At 73.2% G+C, this 14685-nt stretch carries 17 protein-coding genes and 1 pseudogene; 14 read left to right on the top strand and 4 right to left on the bottom strand.

Features of this window, described 5'->3' with window-relative positions; translation table 11 throughout:
- The first annotated feature begins 593 nt into the window (after positions 1-593).
- Entirely contained in the window at positions 594-968 is a 375-nt protein-coding gene (locus BJF81_RS21725; protein WP_446740577.1) for a glycosyltransferase, read from the top strand.
- Here the strand turns inward: BJF81_RS21725 and BJF81_RS16265 are convergent.
- A complete protein-coding gene (locus tag BJF81_RS16265; RefSeq protein WP_075959215.1) occupies positions 965-3052 on the bottom strand; it encodes an acyltransferase family protein in 2088 nt (695 codons plus the stop codon). The two genes, BJF81_RS21725 and BJF81_RS16265, sit on opposite strands and share 4 nt — an antisense overlap.
- A gap of 84 nt (positions 3053-3136) precedes the next feature.
- The gene (locus tag BJF81_RS16260) at positions 3137-4303 is read right to left on the bottom strand and encodes a nucleotide sugar dehydrogenase (RefSeq protein WP_075959214.1); all 1167 of its coding nucleotides are present in this window, start codon (positions 4301-4303) and stop codon (positions 3137-3139) included.
- A 241-nt stretch (positions 4304-4544) separates the two neighbouring features.
- On the opposite strand from BJF81_RS16260, the gene rpsF reads away from it, so the two are divergent.
- From rpsF to mnhG, 13 genes and pseudogenes are all read left to right on the top strand, one after another.
- Positions 4545-4832: a 30S ribosomal protein S6 gene (gene rpsF / locus BJF81_RS16255; protein WP_075959213.1), complete on the top strand. Its 288-nt coding sequence runs from the start codon at positions 4545-4547 to the stop codon at positions 4830-4832.
- Between the two features lie 50 nt (positions 4833-4882).
- Positions 4883-5503, top strand: a complete 621-nt coding sequence (locus tag BJF81_RS16250; RefSeq protein ID WP_075959212.1) for a single-stranded DNA-binding protein — start codon at positions 4883-4885, stop codon at positions 5501-5503.
- Positions 5504-5645: 142 nt separating this feature from the next.
- A complete protein-coding gene (gene rpsR, locus BJF81_RS16245; protein ID WP_075959211.1) occupies positions 5646-5882 on the top strand; it encodes a 30S ribosomal protein S18 in 237 nt (78 codons plus the stop codon).
- Positions 5883-5904: 22 nt separating this feature from the next.
- The gene (gene rplI, locus BJF81_RS16240) at positions 5905-6351 is read left to right on the top strand and encodes a 50S ribosomal protein L9 (RefSeq protein WP_075959210.1); all 447 of its coding nucleotides are present in this window, start codon (positions 5905-5907) and stop codon (positions 6349-6351) included.
- A gap of 132 nt (positions 6352-6483) precedes the next feature.
- Entirely contained in the window at positions 6484-6690 is a 207-nt protein-coding gene (locus BJF81_RS20090) for a hypothetical protein (RefSeq protein WP_143780919.1), read from the top strand.
- Positions 6681-8714: pseudogene (locus BJF81_RS20085) on the top strand (proton-conducting transporter transmembrane domain-containing protein); the annotation flags it as partial. The gene BJF81_RS20090 and the pseudogene BJF81_RS20085, both read left to right, overlap by 10 nt.
- Positions 8715-8833: 119 nt before the next feature.
- The gene (locus tag BJF81_RS20080; RefSeq protein WP_342447174.1) at positions 8834-9298 is read left to right on the top strand and encodes an MnhB domain-containing protein; all 465 of its coding nucleotides are present in this window, start codon (positions 8834-8836) and stop codon (positions 9296-9298) included.
- Positions 9299-9374: 76 nt separating this feature from the next.
- The gene (locus BJF81_RS20515; RefSeq protein ID WP_269087356.1) at positions 9375-9632 is read left to right on the top strand and encodes an NADH-quinone oxidoreductase subunit K; all 258 of its coding nucleotides are present in this window, start codon (positions 9375-9377) and stop codon (positions 9630-9632) included.
- Positions 9572-9916: a sodium:proton antiporter gene (locus tag BJF81_RS20510; protein WP_269087355.1), complete on the top strand. Its 345-nt coding sequence runs from the start codon at positions 9572-9574 to the stop codon at positions 9914-9916. The genes BJF81_RS20515 and BJF81_RS20510 overlap by 61 nt, the downstream gene beginning before the upstream one ends.
- A 17-nt stretch (positions 9917-9933) precedes the next feature.
- Positions 9934-11466 (top strand): Na+/H+ antiporter subunit D, encoded by a 1533-nt coding sequence (locus BJF81_RS16225; RefSeq protein WP_075959271.1) that lies wholly within the window; start codon positions 9934-9936, stop codon positions 11464-11466.
- Positions 11463-12032 (top strand): Na+/H+ antiporter subunit E, encoded by a 570-nt coding sequence (locus tag BJF81_RS16220; protein WP_075959209.1) that lies wholly within the window; start codon positions 11463-11465, stop codon positions 12030-12032. The genes BJF81_RS16225 and BJF81_RS16220 overlap by 4 nt, the downstream gene beginning before the upstream one ends.
- On the top strand, positions 12029-12337 hold the full coding sequence (locus tag BJF81_RS16215) for a monovalent cation/H+ antiporter complex subunit F (protein ID WP_075959208.1): 309 nt from the start codon (positions 12029-12031) through the stop codon (positions 12335-12337). Before BJF81_RS16220 ends, BJF81_RS16215 begins: the two co-directional genes overlap by 4 nt.
- Positions 12334-12684: a monovalent cation/H(+) antiporter subunit G gene (gene mnhG / locus BJF81_RS16210; protein WP_075959207.1), complete on the top strand. Its 351-nt coding sequence runs from the start codon at positions 12334-12336 to the stop codon at positions 12682-12684. The genes BJF81_RS16215 and mnhG overlap by 4 nt, the downstream gene beginning before the upstream one ends.
- 14 nt (positions 12685-12698) lie before the next feature.
- On the opposite strand, the gene BJF81_RS16205 is transcribed toward mnhG, so the two are convergent.
- Both BJF81_RS16205 and BJF81_RS16200 read right to left on the bottom strand, forming a co-directional pair.
- On the bottom strand, positions 12699-14024 hold the full coding sequence (locus BJF81_RS16205; protein ID WP_075959206.1) for an MATE family efflux transporter: 1326 nt from the start codon (positions 14022-14024) through the stop codon (positions 12699-12701).
- 120 nt (positions 14025-14144) lie between these two features.
- Positions 14145-14621, bottom strand: coding sequence for an Hsp20/alpha crystallin family protein (locus tag BJF81_RS16200; RefSeq protein ID WP_075959205.1), 477 nt, complete (start codon positions 14619-14621; stop codon positions 14145-14147).
- Between the last annotated feature and the right edge of the window lie 64 nt (positions 14622-14685).

The raw sequence follows: 14685 nt of genomic DNA, 5'->3' as shown, positions 1-14685 counted from the left end.
CGCGCGGTCGAGGCCGTGCGGGCGGTCGGTCGCCACCGGGTCGCGGCCATCCGGTCCGCCCGAGGGGTGCTGCGCAGGCTGGGGCCCCGGCACGACGTGGTCGTCCTGCACGACCCGGAGCTGCTGCTCGCCACCGTCGGCATCCGGTCCCTGCCCCCCGTGGTGTGGGACGTGCACGAGGACACGTCGGCCGCTGTGGAGGTCCGCAGCTGGCTCCCGGAGCGCCTGCGGGGACCTGCGGCTGCCGGTGTCCGGAGCCTGGAACGCTGGGCCGAGAAGCGGTTCGCCCTCATCCTGGCCGACGCCCAGTACGCGGACCGGTTCCGCCGCTCCCACCCCGTCGTCCCCAACACGACGTGGGTCCCGGCGGACCCCCCGCCGGCCGGCTCCCGCCCCGGGGATCCGCACCGAGTCGTCTACCTGGGCAGCGTCACGCTCGAGCGTGGGGTGCAGGAGATGATCGAGGTGGCCGGGCGCCTCCGGTCCCGCACGGGTCGACGGGTCCGGCTGGAGGTGCTGGGTCCGGCCCACGGCCCGGCGACCGCGCTGCTGCGCGGCGCCTCCGAGGAGGGACTGCTGACCTGGTCCGCTTCGTGCCCAACGACGAGGCGCTGGCCCGCCTCGACGGCGCCCTCGCCGGGCTGTCACTGCTGCACGACGTGGCCAACTTCCGCCCCAGCATGCCCACCAAGGTGGTCGAGTACCTCGCCCACGGCGTCCCGGCGATCACCACCCCGCTGCCGGTGGCGGCCGGACTCGTCCGCCGCAGCGACGGCGGGGTGGTCGTGCCGTTCGGGGACGTGGACGCCGTCGTCGACCAGATCGTGCGCTGGCACGAGCACCCGACGGAGGCCGTCGTGGCCGGGCGTGCCGGGCACCGGACCGTGGCGGCCGAGCACGACTGGGCGGTCCAGGCACCGCGCTTCGTCGCCCTGCTCCGCCGGGTCGCCGCCGGTCAGAACAGCTAGCCCCTCGGCGGCGGGTCCTGGGGCACGGTCCACCGGATCTGGTCCAGCGGGGTCGTCGCCACGTCCGCGACGACGAGCTCATGGTGCAGGACCGGGGTGAGGGAGCGGACGTAGCTGCCCGACAGGTGGCTGCCCTGCCGGTACACGACCGTCCCCCCGACGACGGGCGGGCAGCCCTGCGGCTCACCCGGATCGGGACAGACCCAGCGGTTGAGGTCCACCAGCGGGGCTTCCAGCCGGTCCGCCAGCTCGGTGAGGGTGGGGTTGCCGGAGCTGGTCAGGGTCGCCCAGCAGGGGCCGTAGTCGTCCCGGTGCACGTCCAGGCACTGGTAGACCGACGTGCCCTCGGGCATCCCCTGGGGCCGGGGTCCCGGGTTGTCCGCCAGGACGACGACCTGCGCACCCCGGTCGAGCACCGGCTCCAGCAGGCTGAGGGCGGAGTCCACCATCTCGGGGTCGTAGCCCGACCCCAGGGAGGTGAAGATCAGGTCGGGGGTGTGCTCGTCCTCCGTGAGCCGCTCGGCCAGGACCCGGTTGTAGGAGTGGCACGACTCCGACCTTCCCTCGGTGACGAACCCGCAGGCAGACTTGGTGTAACCCCGGATGCGCCAACCCTCCTGGAGCCCCACGGCGTGAAGGGCCGAGCTCCACTGCTCCATCTTGGAGTCGCCGACGAGGGCGACCGTCACGGTGCCGTCGGGGTCGCCGAACCAGCAGACCTCGTCGTCCTTGAGCTCGGTCCCCTCGGTGTTGACCTGGCATCCGTCCCGGTAGGCCACGGAGAGGTCCTCGTCGGCGACCGCCGGATCCGGGACCAGCTGGTCCACCACTGCCGTCGTGGCCCGCCAGTCGGCGACCAGCCGGAGGTCGTCGTCCGTGCGGCTGAGCGGGTCGACGAGCGTGATCGCCCCGACCTGCTCGACGGGGACCTGCTGGGTGTCGAGGGTGGGGGCGGTGGCCCAGAGGGTGGTGGCGGTGGTGGCGGTGAGGGCCATGGCGGTGGCGCCGAGCAGGAGGGTGCGGCGGTGGTCGGTGGTGAGGGCGGGGTGGTGCCGGATGGGGTTCTCGACGAGGTGCAGCGTGGCCCAGGCGGCCAGGATGCTGGCGGCGGCGACGGCCAGGCGGGTGGGCAGCGTGGCGTCGGGGTGGGTCTCGGCGAGCAGGCGCAGGGCGGGCCAGTGCCACAGGTAGAGGCCGTAGGAGATGGCTCCGAGGAAGAGCATGGGGCGGTGGGACAGGAGGCGGGCGGCGGGGTTGGTGGGCCAGGTCGCGCCGCCGGCGATGACGGCGGCGGTGCCCAGGGTGGGCAGGAGCGCGGCGGTGCCGGGCCAGGGGGTGGCTGTGGTGGTGGTGAACAGGGTGGTGGCGATCAGCGCCAGTCCGGCCCAGGCTGCGGTGGCTGCGGCGGGGCGGGGGAGGCGGGCCAGCAGGGGGGTGGCCAGGACGAGCAGGGCGCCGGTGCCTAGCTGCCAGACGCGGGTGGTGGTGACGAAGTAGGCGGTCTGGGGCGAGCTGGCGGTGCTGGTGACGGACCAGGCCAGGGAGGTGGCCACGACCAGGGTCAGGGCCAGGGCCAGCATGGGCAGCAGCCGCAGCCGGTAGCGGTGGGTGGCCCACAGGACGGCGATGATGAGCAGGGGCCACAGGACGTAGAACTGTTCCTCCACCGACAGCGACCAGTAGTGCTGGACCAGGGAGGGGGCGGCGTCCTCCGCCAGGTAGTCGACCTGCCGGGCAGCCAGGGACCAGTTCAGCACGTAGCCGGTGGCGGCCAGGACGTCGATGCCCAGCTCGGCGTGCCGGCCGCGGGGCAGCAGCCACCAGCCCGCGATCGTGGTGGTCAGCAGCACCAGGGTGGCGGCGGGCAGCAACCGGCGGGCCCGGCGGGCGTAGAAGCGGGTCAGCGAGATGCGCCGGTTGGTGCTGGCCTCGCGGACCAGCTGGTTGGTGATCAGGTAGCCGGAGATGACGAAGAAGACGTCCACGCCGGCGAAGCCGCCGCTGACGCCCGGCAGGCCGGCGTGGTAGAGCAGGACCATCATCACCGCGATCGCGCGCAGTCCCTCGATGTCTCCCCGGAGCACACCCGGTGCCGGGCGGCGCCCGTCCGGGCGCACCGACCCCGCCACCGGCCCCCGCGCAGGCGCGCCCCACCAGCCGTCATCCCGTCAGTCTCGGCCGTAGAGGTCGCGGGTGTAGAGCTTGTCGCCGAAGGACCGGGCGGTGTCGTCGAGGCGGTTGGCGATGATGACGTCGGCGGTCTGGGCGAACTCGGCGATGTCGTCGACGACGGTCGCTCCCTGGAAGGTGGCCTCGTCCAGGGCGGGTTCGTGGATGACGATGTCCACGCCGCGGGCCTGGAGGCGGGACATGACCCCCTGGATGGAGGAGGCGCGGAAGTTGTCCGAGCCGGCCTTCATGATGAGCCGGTAGATGCCGACCGTGCTGGGACGGCGGTCCAGGATGTCGGCGGTGATGAAGTCCATCCGGGTGGTGTTGGCGTCCACGATGGCGGTGATGAGGGTCTGGGGCACGTCGCCGTAGTTGGCCAGCAGCTGGCGGGTGTCCTTGGGCAGGCAGTACCCGCCGTAGCCGAAGGAGGGGTTGTTGTAGTGGGCGCCGATGCGGGGGTCCAGGCCCACGCCCTCGATGATCTGCTTCGTGTCCAGGCCGCGGGTGGCGGCGTAGGTGTCCAGCTCGTTGAAGTAGGCCACGCGCATGGCCAGGTAGGTGTTGGCGAACAGCTTGATCGCCTCGGCCTCGGTGGAGCCGGTCAGCAGGACGGGGACGTCCTTGTCGAGGGCTCCCTCCAGGAGCAGGTCGGCCACCAGCCGGCCGGCCTGGCCGGTGTCGCCGACGATGATGCGGGAGGGGTGCAGGTTGTCGTGCAGGGCGCGGCCCTCGCGCAGGAACTCGGGGGAAAAGAGGATCGTCGCTCCGGGGTGCTCGGTGCGCAGACGTTCGGTGAACCCGACCGGGATCGTGGACTTGATGACGACCGTGGCGCCGGGGGCGTGGGCCAGGACGTCGGTGGCGACCTTCTCCACGGTGGAGGTGTCGAAGAAGTTGGTCTCGGTGTCGTAGTCGGTGGGGGTGGCGATGACCACGACCTGGGCGCCGTCGTAGGCGTCGGCCGGGTCGGTGGTGGCCCGCAGGTCCAGATGGTTGGTCGCCAGGTGGTGCGACAGCTCGGGGTCCACGATCGGGGAGCGCCGCTCGTTGATGAGGTCGACCTTGGCCTGGTCGATGTCCAGGGCCACGACCTGGTGGTGCTGGGCCAGCACGGCGGCGTTGGACAGCCCGACGTACCCGGTCCCGGCGATCGCGATCTTCATACAGACTCCTAGCTCGGACGAACCGCCCCAGTATGGCGTGCCTTCCGTGAGAGGCGGATTAGGCCGCCGCGCGCGGTCCCCGGTACCGTGGACGGGTTCACCGCCCCGTCGCAGGCCCGCCTGTGGACGACGCCGGTCCCGGTCTCACCGACCGTGGCAGGCTCGGGGAGGTGGGACGTATGAAGCCCTCCTGTCACGGAGAGACCGTGACCGCACGAGACCGAAGGAGGTGGGTTCACGCATGCGTCAGTACGAACTGATGATCATCCTCGACCCCGAGACCGACGAGCGGAACCTCCAGCCCACGCTGGAGAAGATGCTCGCCGTGGTGCCCAAGGACGGTGGCACCGTCGACACCATCGACGTCATGGGCCGTCGCCGGATGGCGTACGAGATCAAGAAGCAGGCCGAGGGGATCTACGCGGTGGTCCAGCTGACCGCCGAGCCCGCGACCGCCCAGGAGCTGGACCGCCAGCTGGGCCTGAACGAGTCCGTCCTGCGGACCAAGCTGCTGCGTCGCGACGCCTGAGTCGCCCGCACACCCCCCATCGAAGGACCACGGACCGAGGATGATCTGACATGGCCGGAGAGACCCCCATCACCGTCGTCGGCAACCTGACCGCCGACCCGGAGCTGCGCTTCACCCCCAGCGGAGCGGCCGTCGCCAACTTCACGGTGGCGTCCACCCCGCGCCAGTTCGACCGCCAGGCCAACGAGTTCAAGGACGGCGAGACGCTGTTCATGCGGTGCTCGGTGTGGCGCGAGGCGGCGGAGAACGCCTCCGAGTCGCTGTCCAAGGGCATGCGCGTCATCGTCACCGGACGGCTCGTCTCGCGCTCCTGGCAGACCAACGAGGGTGAGAACCGCACCGTCATGGAGATGCAGGTCGACGAGGTCGGTCCCTCCCTGCGCTACGCCACCGCCCAGGTCACCAAGACCCAGCGCGGCAGCGGCGGCCAGGGTGGCGGCGGCTGGGGCGGCCAGCAGGGCGGTCAGCCCGGCGGCGGTCAGCAGGCCGGCGGCTGGGGCCAGCCCCAGGGTCAGCCCGGCGGTCAGCCGCAGGCGCAGCCCGCAGGCGGTCAGCAGGCCGGCGGTCAGCCCGACGCCGACCCGTGGGCCACCGGTGGGGCGACCAGCGGCGGTCAGCAGTCCGGCGGCGGCTGGGGCGGCGCGCCGTCCTACGACGAGCCGCCGTTCTGACCGACGCCGCACCGGACCGGGTCGCCCGCGACCCGGCCCCACCCGCACCGGACGGACGGTCCGCCGCCCGCCGGCTGCATACCTGAAGAACCACACCATCCCGAGCACCGCTCGGGCTCTCACGAAAGGGGAGAGCACCACGATGGCCAAGCCCGTTGTGCGCAAGCCCAAGAAGAAGGCGAACCCTCTCAAGGCCGCCAAGATCGAGGCGATCGACTACAAGGACACCGCGCTGCTGCGCAAGTTCATCTCCGACCGCGGCAAGATCCGTGCCCGGCGCGTCACCGGCGTGACCGTGCAGGAGCAGCGCCGCATCGCCAACGCCGTGAAGAACGCGCGTGAGATGGCGCTGCTGCCCTACTCCAGCTCCGCCCGCTGACCACCCGACGACAGGAGAAGTGATGAAGCTCATTCTCACCCAGCCGGTCTCGGGTCTCGGGACCGCCGGCGACGTGGTCGAGGTCAAGGACGGCTACGCCCGCAACTTCCTGCTGCCCCGCAAGGTGGCCATGCCCTGGACCAAGGGCGGGCAGAAGCAGGTCGACGCGATCACCCGTGGCCGCGAGAAGCGCGCCGTGAAGACCGCCGAGGAGGCCTCGACCGCCAAGGCCCGGCTCCAGGACGCCGAGATCACCGTCTCGGCCCGGGCCGGCCAGGGCGGCCGGCTCTTCGGCGCCGTCACCCCCGCGGAGATCGCCGACGCGATCGTCGCGGCCGGCGGCCCGCAGGTCGACAAGCGCAAGATCGAGGTCCCGACCCCGATCCGCACGGTCGGTGACCACCCGGTCCACGTGCGCCTGCACGACGACGTCTCCGCGGACGTCACGGTGACCGTCGTCGCCTCCTGAGGCCCGACGCACCACCCGGCGCACGCCGCGCCGCACCGACGGCCTCGGCCCCGCAGCAGCGGGACCGGGGCGACGTGCGTCCGCCGGTAGACTCTGCGGACCGCACACCACCGACCCGGGGAGGGCCGCCGCATGATCGCTGCCCTCCTGCTGCTGCACCTGGGGGCGGCGCTGGTCGCCCCCAGCCTCGTGCGCCGGCTGGGGACGGGGGTCTTCTGGGGGCTGGCGCTGGTCCCGGCCGCCACCGCCGTGTGGGCCGCCACCCAGGTGGGGGCGCCGGCGGCGCCGAGCCGCACACCGAGCGCGTCCGCTGGGTCTCCGACCTCGGCATGGACCTGACCTTCCGGGTGGACACCCTCGCCTGGGTGCTCACCATGGTCGTCTCCGTCGTCGGCGCCCTCGTGCTCGTCTACTGCGCGCACTACCTGCGCGACGACACCCGCGGCAACGTCGGCCTGCTGGCCGCCTCGCTCACCGCCTTCGCCGGCGCCATGCTCGGCCTGGTCACCGCCGACGACCTGCTCCTGCTCTACGTGTTCTGGGAGCTCACCACGATCCTGAGCTACCTCCTCATCGGCTACCTCTCGCGCAGCCCGGCGAGCACCCGCGCGGCCAAGCAGGCGCTCATCGTCACCACGGCCGGCGGGCTGGCGATGCTCGTGGGGATCGTCGTCCTGGGCACGGCGGGCGGCACCTACCGGATCAGCGAGCTGGTGGCCTTCCCGACGGCCGGCACCGCCACCAGCGTCGGCGTGGTGCTCCTGCTCGTCGGCGCGATCACGAAGTCGGCCCTGGTGCCCTTCCACTTCTGGCTGCCCGGGGCCATGGTCGCCCCCACCCCGATCAGCGCCTACCTGCACGCCGCCGCCATGGTCAAGGCCGGGGTCTACCTGGTCGCCCGGTTCGCCCCGGCCTACGCCGCCCTGCCGGCCTGGCAGGTGACCGTGCTCGTGCTGGGCGGCGCCACCATGCTGCTGGGCGCCTTCCGTGCCACCCGGCAGAACGACCTCAAGCTGCTGCTGGCCTACGGCACCGTCAGCCAGCTGGGATTCCTGATCCTCCTCCTCGGCTACGGCAGCGCGGGGGCGACGCTGGCCGGGCTGACCATGCTCGTGGCCCACGCGCTGTTCAAGTCCTCCCTCTTCCTGGCGGTCGGCACGATCGACCACGCCACCGGGACCCGTGACATCCGCCGCCTCACCGGGGTCCGCGCCCGGATGCCCTGGCTGACGGCCGGGGCCACCCTGTCGGCGCTGTCGATGGCCGGGCTGCCCGTGCTGCTCGGCTTCGTCGGCAAGGAGGCCGCCGTCAGCGCCGTGCTCGACCCCACCGACGGCTGGTGGTCCCTGCAGGGCGGTGCCGCCGTGGCGGTCGTGCTCGGCTCGGTGATGACGGCCGCCTACTCCTTCCGCTTCCTCTGGGGCGCGTTCACCGACTCCTCCCGCCCCCCGGTGGGCCGCCCCGCGCCCCCGCACTGGCACCGCCCGACCTGGGTGCTCGTGGCCGTCCCGGTCGTCCTCGGCGTCGCCGGGCTCGCGCTGGGCCTCACCTCGACCGTGCTCGAGGAGGTGCTGGCACCGCATACCGCGCTCGTGACGCACGTCGCCGGCCCCGAGGTGCACCTGGGCCTGTGGCACGGGCTCACCCCGGCGCTGGGGGTCTCGGTGCTCGTCTGGGTGCTCGGCGCCCTCTGGTGGGGTATGCAGTCGCGCCGCCCCGTCGAGGTGCCCGTCCCCCTCTCCCCGTTCGACGCGGGCCGCGGCTACCACCACCTCATGCGGGGGGTCGACCGGGTGGCCCTGGAGGTCACCGGGTTCCTGCAGCGCGGCTCGCTGCCCGTCCTGCTCGGCACGATCGTGGCCGTCATCATCGTGGTCCCGACCGCGACGATGGTCACCCGGGAGGTCAGCTGGCCGGCCCTGCGGCTGACCGACTCGGCCGCCCAGGTGGCCACGGCCGCGCTGGTGGTCTCCGCGGCCTTCCTGGCCACCCGGGCGCGGCGTCGGCTGCGGGCGGTCTTCCTCGTCGGGGTGACCGGCTACGGCACGGCCTACCTCTACCTGCTGCACGGGGCCCCCGACCTCGCCCTGACCCAGCTGCTCGTGGAGACGGTGACCCTCGTCGTGCTCGTCCTCGTGCTGCGGCGCCTCTCCGGCCGCTTCCCCGACGACCCCACCCGGGCCAACCGGCGGGTCCGCGCGGTCATCGGCGCGGCCGCGGCGGCCGTGGTCGGGGCCGCCGCGGTCGTGGCGTCCGGGTCGCGGGTCCAGGAGCCGGCCGGGGCGGGCCTGGCCGACCGGGCCGTCGACTACGGCGGCGGCAAGAACATCGTCAACGTCATCCTCGTGGACGTGCGCGCCTGGGACACGATGGGCGAGCTGTCGGTCATCCTCGCCGCCGCCACCGGCGTGGCCAGCCTCATCTTCCTCCGGGACGAGAACCTGCGCAGGGCGGCCGAGGGGATCCTGCGGGCCCGGGACCAGTGGGCCCGACCGGGCGTCGACCCCGTCGCGACCGGCAGGACGCGGTCACCCCGTGGATCGCCCGGGTGGACCTGCTCGACCCCGACCGCCGCTCCACGATCCTGGAGATCGTCACCCACCTCGTCTTCCACACCATCGTCCTCTGGTCGATCTACCTGCTCCTGTCCGGGCACAACCAGCCCGGCGGCGGGTTCGCCGCCGGCATCGTGGCCGGGCTGGCGCTGTGCCTGCGCTACCTCGCCGGCTACGGCGCCGAGCTCAGCGCGGCCCTGCCGGTGCGCCCCGCCGCCCTGCTCGGCACCGGGCTGTTCATCGCCGGCGGCTCGGCCGTCCTGCCGATGCTCTTCGGCTCGCCCGCCCTGCGCACCTGGATCACCGACGTCCCCGTGCCGCTGCTGGGCGAGGTGCACGTGGTGACCTCGCTCCTCTTCGACGTCGCGTCTACCTCGTCGTGCTGGGCCTGATGCTCGACATCCTGCGCAGCTTCGGCTCGGGCATCGACGAGATCGCCGCCGACGAGAAGGAACGGGTGGCCGGCCGATGACCCCCAACCTCACCCTCGTGCTCACCTCCGCGGCCCTCGTCGGGACGGGCACCTACCTGTTCCTGTCCCGCTCGCTCGTGCGCGCGCTCATGGGCTTCCTGCTCATGGGCAACGGCATCAACCTGCTGTTCATCATCGCCTCCGGACCCCCCGGGGCCCCGCCGATCGTGGGGCCTCCCCGACCGGGGAGCGGATGGCGGACCCCGTGCCGCAGGCCCTGGTGCTCACCGCCATCGTCATCACCCTGGGGATGACCGCCTTCGTGCTCGCGCTCGCCCACCGGGGACGTCAGCTTTCCGGCGTCGACCTCGTCGACGACGACACCGAGTCCGCCCGGATCCACGCGCGCGCCGAGGCCGACGACCTCGGCCCCGGGCCGTCCGCGCGGGAGACCAGCGACGAGATCGAGGCCGAGGGGCACCGGACCGAGAGCAGCCACCACGACGAGACCGGCGCGGAGCACGCGCACGACGAGTTCGTGGAGGACGAGGACCGGCACCACGGGCACGGGCACGACAAGAGGGGGGAACGGCGGTGACGACCACCTGGGCCTGGATGGTGCCCCTCCTCGTCGTGCTTCCCCTCATCGGCGCGGGGATCACGCTCGCCGCGACCGGCCGCACCGGCGTCCAGCGTGTCGTCAGCATGACGGTGCTGGCCGCCATGCTCGTGCTCGCCGGCTGGCTGCTGTGGGCGGCCGACACCCAGGGCCCCCAGGTCATGCTCGTCGGGGGCTGGATGCCGTGGGAGGGCATCGTCCTGGTCGTGGACCGGCTGGCCGCACTCATGGTCATCGTCTCCACGACCGTGACGATGGGGGTGCTCGCCTACTCCGTCGGCCAGGGGGCCAGCTCCTTCGACGACGAGTCCGACGGCCACTCGCCGCTGCCGGTCTTCCACCCCTCGATCCTCGTCCTCGCGGCCGGCGTGACCACCACCTTCGTCTCCGGCGACCTGTTCCACCTCTACGTCGGCTTCGAGATGCTGCTGGCGGCCAGCTTCGTGCTCCTCACCCTCGGGGGCACGCTCGAGCGTGTCCGGGCGGGCACCACCTACGTGCTGGTCAGCCTGCTGTCCTCGATGATCTTCCTCACCGCCATCGCCCTCGTCTACGCGGCCGCGGGCACGGTCAACCTGGCGCTGCTGGCCCAGCGGCTGGGCGAGATCCAGCCCGGGACCGCCGCCCTGCTGCACGTCATGCTGCTCATCGGCTTCGCGGTCAAGGCCGCCGTCTTCCCCATGTCCGGCTGGCTGCCCGACTCCTACCCCACCGCCCCGGCGCCGGTGACGGCCGTCTTCGCCGGCCTGCTGACCAAGGTCGGCGTCTACGCCATGATCCGGACCCAGACGCTGCTGTTCCCCCAGACCCGGTTCGACGACCTGCTGCTGTGGGCGGCGCTGCTGACGATGGTCGTGGGCATCCTCGGCGCGATCGTGCAGGACGACATCAAGCGGATGCTGTCCTACACGCTGGTCAGCCACATCGGCTACATGCTCTTCGGCATCGCCCTGGGCAGCACGATCGGGCTGGCGGCGGCCATCTTCTACGTCGCCCACCACATCCTCGTGCAGACCACGCTGTTCCTCGTCACCGGTCTCGTCGAACGGGTCGGCGGCTCCACCGACACCGCCCGGCTCGGCGACCTGGCCAGGATCAGCCCGATCGTCGGCGTGCTGTTCTTCGTCCCGGCGATGAACCTCGCCGGCATCCCCCCGTTCACCGGCTTCCTCGGCAAGGTCGGGCTCATCCAGGCGGGCGTGGACGACGGACGGTGGCTGGCCTGGGCCCTGGTGGTCGCCTCGGTCGTCACCTCCCTGCTCACCCTGTATGCCGTCGCGCGGGTCTGGGGGCGCGCGTTCTGGTCGGAGAACCCCGAGGGGATCACCGGCAGCGGCCCCCTGCGCGGCGGGCACCACGGCGCCCTCGGCCTGGGCGTGCTGCTGCCGACCGGCGCCCTCGTCGCCGTCGGCGTCGGCCTGGTCGTCGTGGCCGGACCGCTCTACGACGTGACCACCCGGGCGGCCGTCGACCTCATGCTCCGCACGCCCTACCTGGACGCGGTCCTCGGCCCCGGGGTGAGCCCGTGAGCACGAGCAGGGGCGGAGCGCGACGGCATACCCCCCGACGGCTGTCCTGGTGGTCGGTCTTCTGGCTGACCGCGGTCTGGATCCTGCTCTGGGGCAGCCCCTCGGCCGTCGTCGTCGCCGGCGGGGTGCTCACCGCGGTGCTCGTGCTCGTCGTCTTCCCGCTGCCGAGGGTGCGGGTGCGGCTGCGGCTGCGTCCGTGGGCGTTCGTCGTGCTCGTCGCCCGCTTCCTGGCCGACGTCGTCGTGGCCTCCTTCCAGGTGGCCTGGCTGACCGTGCGGCCGGGCCCGCCGGTGCGCGGCGTGGTGATGGACCTCGAGCTGGCCGGCGACGACGAGCTGCTGCAGACGATCACCGCCGAGATGACCGCCCTGGTGCCCGGGACGGTCGTCGTCGACCTCGAGCCGTCCACCCGGCTGCTCACCCTGCACGCGCTGGACGTCTCCACCCCGCGCGAGGCCAAGGCGGTCCGCCGCCGGGTGCTGGGCCAGGAGGCCCGGGTGCTGCGGGCCTTCGACCCGCGCGCCGAGGAGCTGCTGGACCCGCGCCGACGGAAGGAGGCCCGATGAGCCTGGACGTGCTGGAGGGCGTGCTCGCGTGGACCGTCGGGGCGGTGCTGGCGGTGGCCGCGGCGCTGACCCTCGTGCGGATCACCATCGGACCCAGCGTGCTCGACCGGGTGGTCGCCACCGACGTGCTCGTCTCGATCGTCGTCTGCGCGCTGGGGGCCCAGGCCGCGCTCACGAGCGGGTCGACGACCCTGCCGCTGCTCATCTCGCTCTCGCTCGTGGGCTTCCTGGCCTCGGTGGCGGTGGCCCGGTTCGTCGCCAAGGACCGTGACCCGGGCTCGGAGGAAGGACGGTTGGAGCCGTGAGCTGGACCGACGTCGCCGACCTGCTCGGCCTGGCCGCGCTGCTGGTCGGGGCCCTCCTGTGCCTGGCCGCGGGCATCGGCCTGCTGCGCTTCCCCGACCTGCTGACCCGCATGCACGCCGGCACCAAGCCGCAGGTGCTCGGCGTGCTGCTCGTCCTGCTGGGGGTGGGGCTGCGCACCCGATCCGGCCTGGACGTGGGCATGCTGCTGCTCATCGGCGTCTTCCAGCTGCTGACCATCCCGGCCGGCGCGCACATGGTCGGCCGGGCCGGGTTCCGGACCGGCCAGGTCGAGCCCGCCGACATCCACCTGGCCCGACGGTCGGGCACCGGCGCCGAGGGTGGCTGACCGGTGCCGGAGGCTCAGGCGCCGGTGACCATCCAGGCGTCCTGCCGGGACCGCCAGGTCAGCCCGGCGGCCCGCACGGCCATCCACGCGGTGTAGGCCAGCCACAACCAGACCAGCCCGGTGATCCCGACCTGGTCCAGGGCCCGCACGGCCAGCGCCAGCGGCAGGTAGGCCAGCAGGAACACCGTCTGCGCCCACGCCAGCCAACGGGCGTCGCCGGCCCCGATGAGCACCCCGTCGAGGACGAACGCGATCCCGGAGACGGGCTGGCCCAGGGCCACCACGAGCAGCGCGGCACCGAGGGCCGCGTGCACCCGGGGGTCGGTGGAGAAGGCGAGCGGCACGACGCGGTGGGTGGCCACGATGAGGACCGCCAGGACCACCCCGAACCAGACGCCCCAGCGCACCATCATCGCGGTGGCGGCCCGGGTGCCGGCGACGTCGCCGGCCCCGAGCGACTTGCCCACGAGCGCCTGCGCCGCGATCGCCAGCGCGTCGAGCGCGAAGGCGAGCGAGCTCCATACCGTCATCGCCACCTGGTGGGCCGCCAGCTCGGGCTCGCCGAGCCCTGCGGCCACCCAGGTGGTCAGCAGGAGCACCGCACGCAGGGACAGGGTGCGCACGAGGAGGGGGACCCCGCCGGCCGCGGCCCGCAGCACCCCGGAGGCGGCGAAGCCCAGCGGGGCGTCCAGGCGTCGGGCGGCGCGCACGACGACCGCGGTCATCGCCACCGCCATCCCGGTCTGCGCCAGCACGGTGCCCCACGCGGCGCCGGCGATCCCCCAGCCCACCCCGTGGACCAGCAGCAGGGACAGCAGGGCGTTGGTGGTGAAGCCCACGACCGAGACGACCAGCGGGGTGCGGGTGTCCTGCAGGCCGCGCAGGACCCCGGTCGCGGCCAGCACGAGCAGCATCATGGGTATGCCGAGCGTCGACACGCGCAGGTAGGTCACCGCCTCCGCGGTGGCACCCGGGGTGGCGCCGAAGACCTCCACGACGGGCTGGGCCCAGAGGGCGGTGGCGGCCGCGGCGAACACGCCCAGGAGCACCGCGAGCCACATGCCGTCGATGCCGGCGCTGAGCGCCCCGCGCTGGTCGCCGGCGCCCAGGCGGCGGGCGACGACAGCGGTCGTGCCGTAGGCGAGGAAGACGAAGATGTTGACCGCGGTGAGCAGGACGGCGCTGGCCACCCCCAGGCCGGCCAGGGCCGCGGTGCCCAGGTGGCCGACGATGGCCGAGTCGGCCAGCAGGAAGAGCGGCTCGGCGACGAGCGCGAGGAAGGCGGGAACCGCCAGGCGCAGCACCTCCCGGCGCAGGGAGGGCTGGTCGGGGGTGCTCACGAGCGGCAAGTGTGCCAGCCGACGGCGACGGGCCCGGCACCGTGGCGGTGCCGGGCCCGGATCGCGCGGGGCGCGAGGTGTGCGCCGAGGTCGGGAGTGCGCCGGGGCGCGGAGGACGGGTCAGGCGTCCTGGGACTGCTCCTCGCCGGAGGTGTCGTCGGAGTGCTCGGCGACCTCGCCGCGGACGCTGTCGCCACCGCCCAGGCCGGAGCGGTGGGCCACCTGGATCTTGCGCGGCCGGGCCTCCTCGGCCACCGGGATGGTCAGGGTGAGCACCCCGTCGGTGTAGTCGGCCTCGATGCGGTCCAGGGCCACGCCGTAGCCCAGGGTGAGCTGCCGGGCGAAGGTGCCGGCCGGCCGCTCGTGGGAGAGCCACTGCTCGGCGTCGGGCTCCTCGCGCCGCTCGGCACGGATGGTCATCGTGCGGTCCTCGACGTCGACGTCGATGGAGCTCGGGTCGACGCCGGGCAGGTCCACCTTGGCGACGAACGTCTCCCCGGAGCGGAACAGGTCCATCGGCATCGCCGAGGCCGCCGGGGTGCGCATCGTCTCCGACATCAGGCGGTCCATCTCGCGGAACGGGTCGAAACGGTTCATGCTTCCTCCTTCTGTGCGGTCGAGGGAGGTCCGGCGGCACCGGTCCGCCCTCGGTCCTGGTGGT

This window comes from Ornithinimicrobium sp. CNJ-824 (assembly GCF_001942405.1).
Lineage (GTDB): Bacteria > Actinomycetota > Actinomycetes > Actinomycetales > Dermatophilaceae > Ornithinicoccus > Ornithinicoccus kibberensis.
The sequence above is the reverse complement of the archived record's forward strand: the minus strand, read 5'-3'. Positions and strand labels throughout refer to the sequence as shown.

Excerpts from the sequence above, each read along its gene's own strand:
- BJF81_RS20515 (WP_269087356.1), top strand. The coding sequence starts at position 9,375 with ATGACCCCCAACCTCACCCTCGTGCTCACCTCCGCGGCCCTCGTCGGG.
- rplI (WP_075959210.1), top strand. The coding sequence starts at position 5,905 with ATGAAGCTCATTCTCACCCAGCCGGTCTCGGGTCTCGGGACCGCCGGC.
- BJF81_RS16215 (WP_075959208.1), top strand. The coding sequence starts at position 12,029 with ATGAGCCTGGACGTGCTGGAGGGCGTGCTCGCGTGGACCGTCGGGGCG.
- rpsR (WP_075959211.1), top strand. The coding sequence starts at position 5,646 with ATGGCCAAGCCCGTTGTGCGCAAGCCCAAGAAGAAGGCGAACCCTCTC.
- BJF81_RS20090 (WP_143780919.1), top strand. The coding sequence starts at position 6,484 with ATGATCGCTGCCCTCCTGCTGCTGCACCTGGGGGCGGCGCTGGTCGCC.
- BJF81_RS16260 (WP_075959214.1), bottom strand. The coding sequence starts at position 4,303 with ATGAAGATCGCGATCGCCGGGACCGGGTACGTCGGGCTGTCCAACGCC.
- rpsF (WP_075959213.1), top strand. The coding sequence starts at position 4,545 with ATGCGTCAGTACGAACTGATGATCATCCTCGACCCCGAGACCGACGAG.
- BJF81_RS20510 (WP_269087355.1), top strand. The coding sequence starts at position 9,572 with ATGGCGGACCCCGTGCCGCAGGCCCTGGTGCTCACCGCCATCGTCATC.
- BJF81_RS16225 (WP_075959271.1), top strand. The coding sequence starts at position 9,934 with ATGGTGCCCCTCCTCGTCGTGCTTCCCCTCATCGGCGCGGGGATCACG.
- BJF81_RS16250 (WP_075959212.1), top strand. The coding sequence starts at position 4,883 with ATGGCCGGAGAGACCCCCATCACCGTCGTCGGCAACCTGACCGCCGAC.
- BJF81_RS16200 (WP_075959205.1), bottom strand. The coding sequence starts at position 14,621 with ATGAACCGTTTCGACCCGTTCCGCGAGATGGACCGCCTGATGTCGGAG.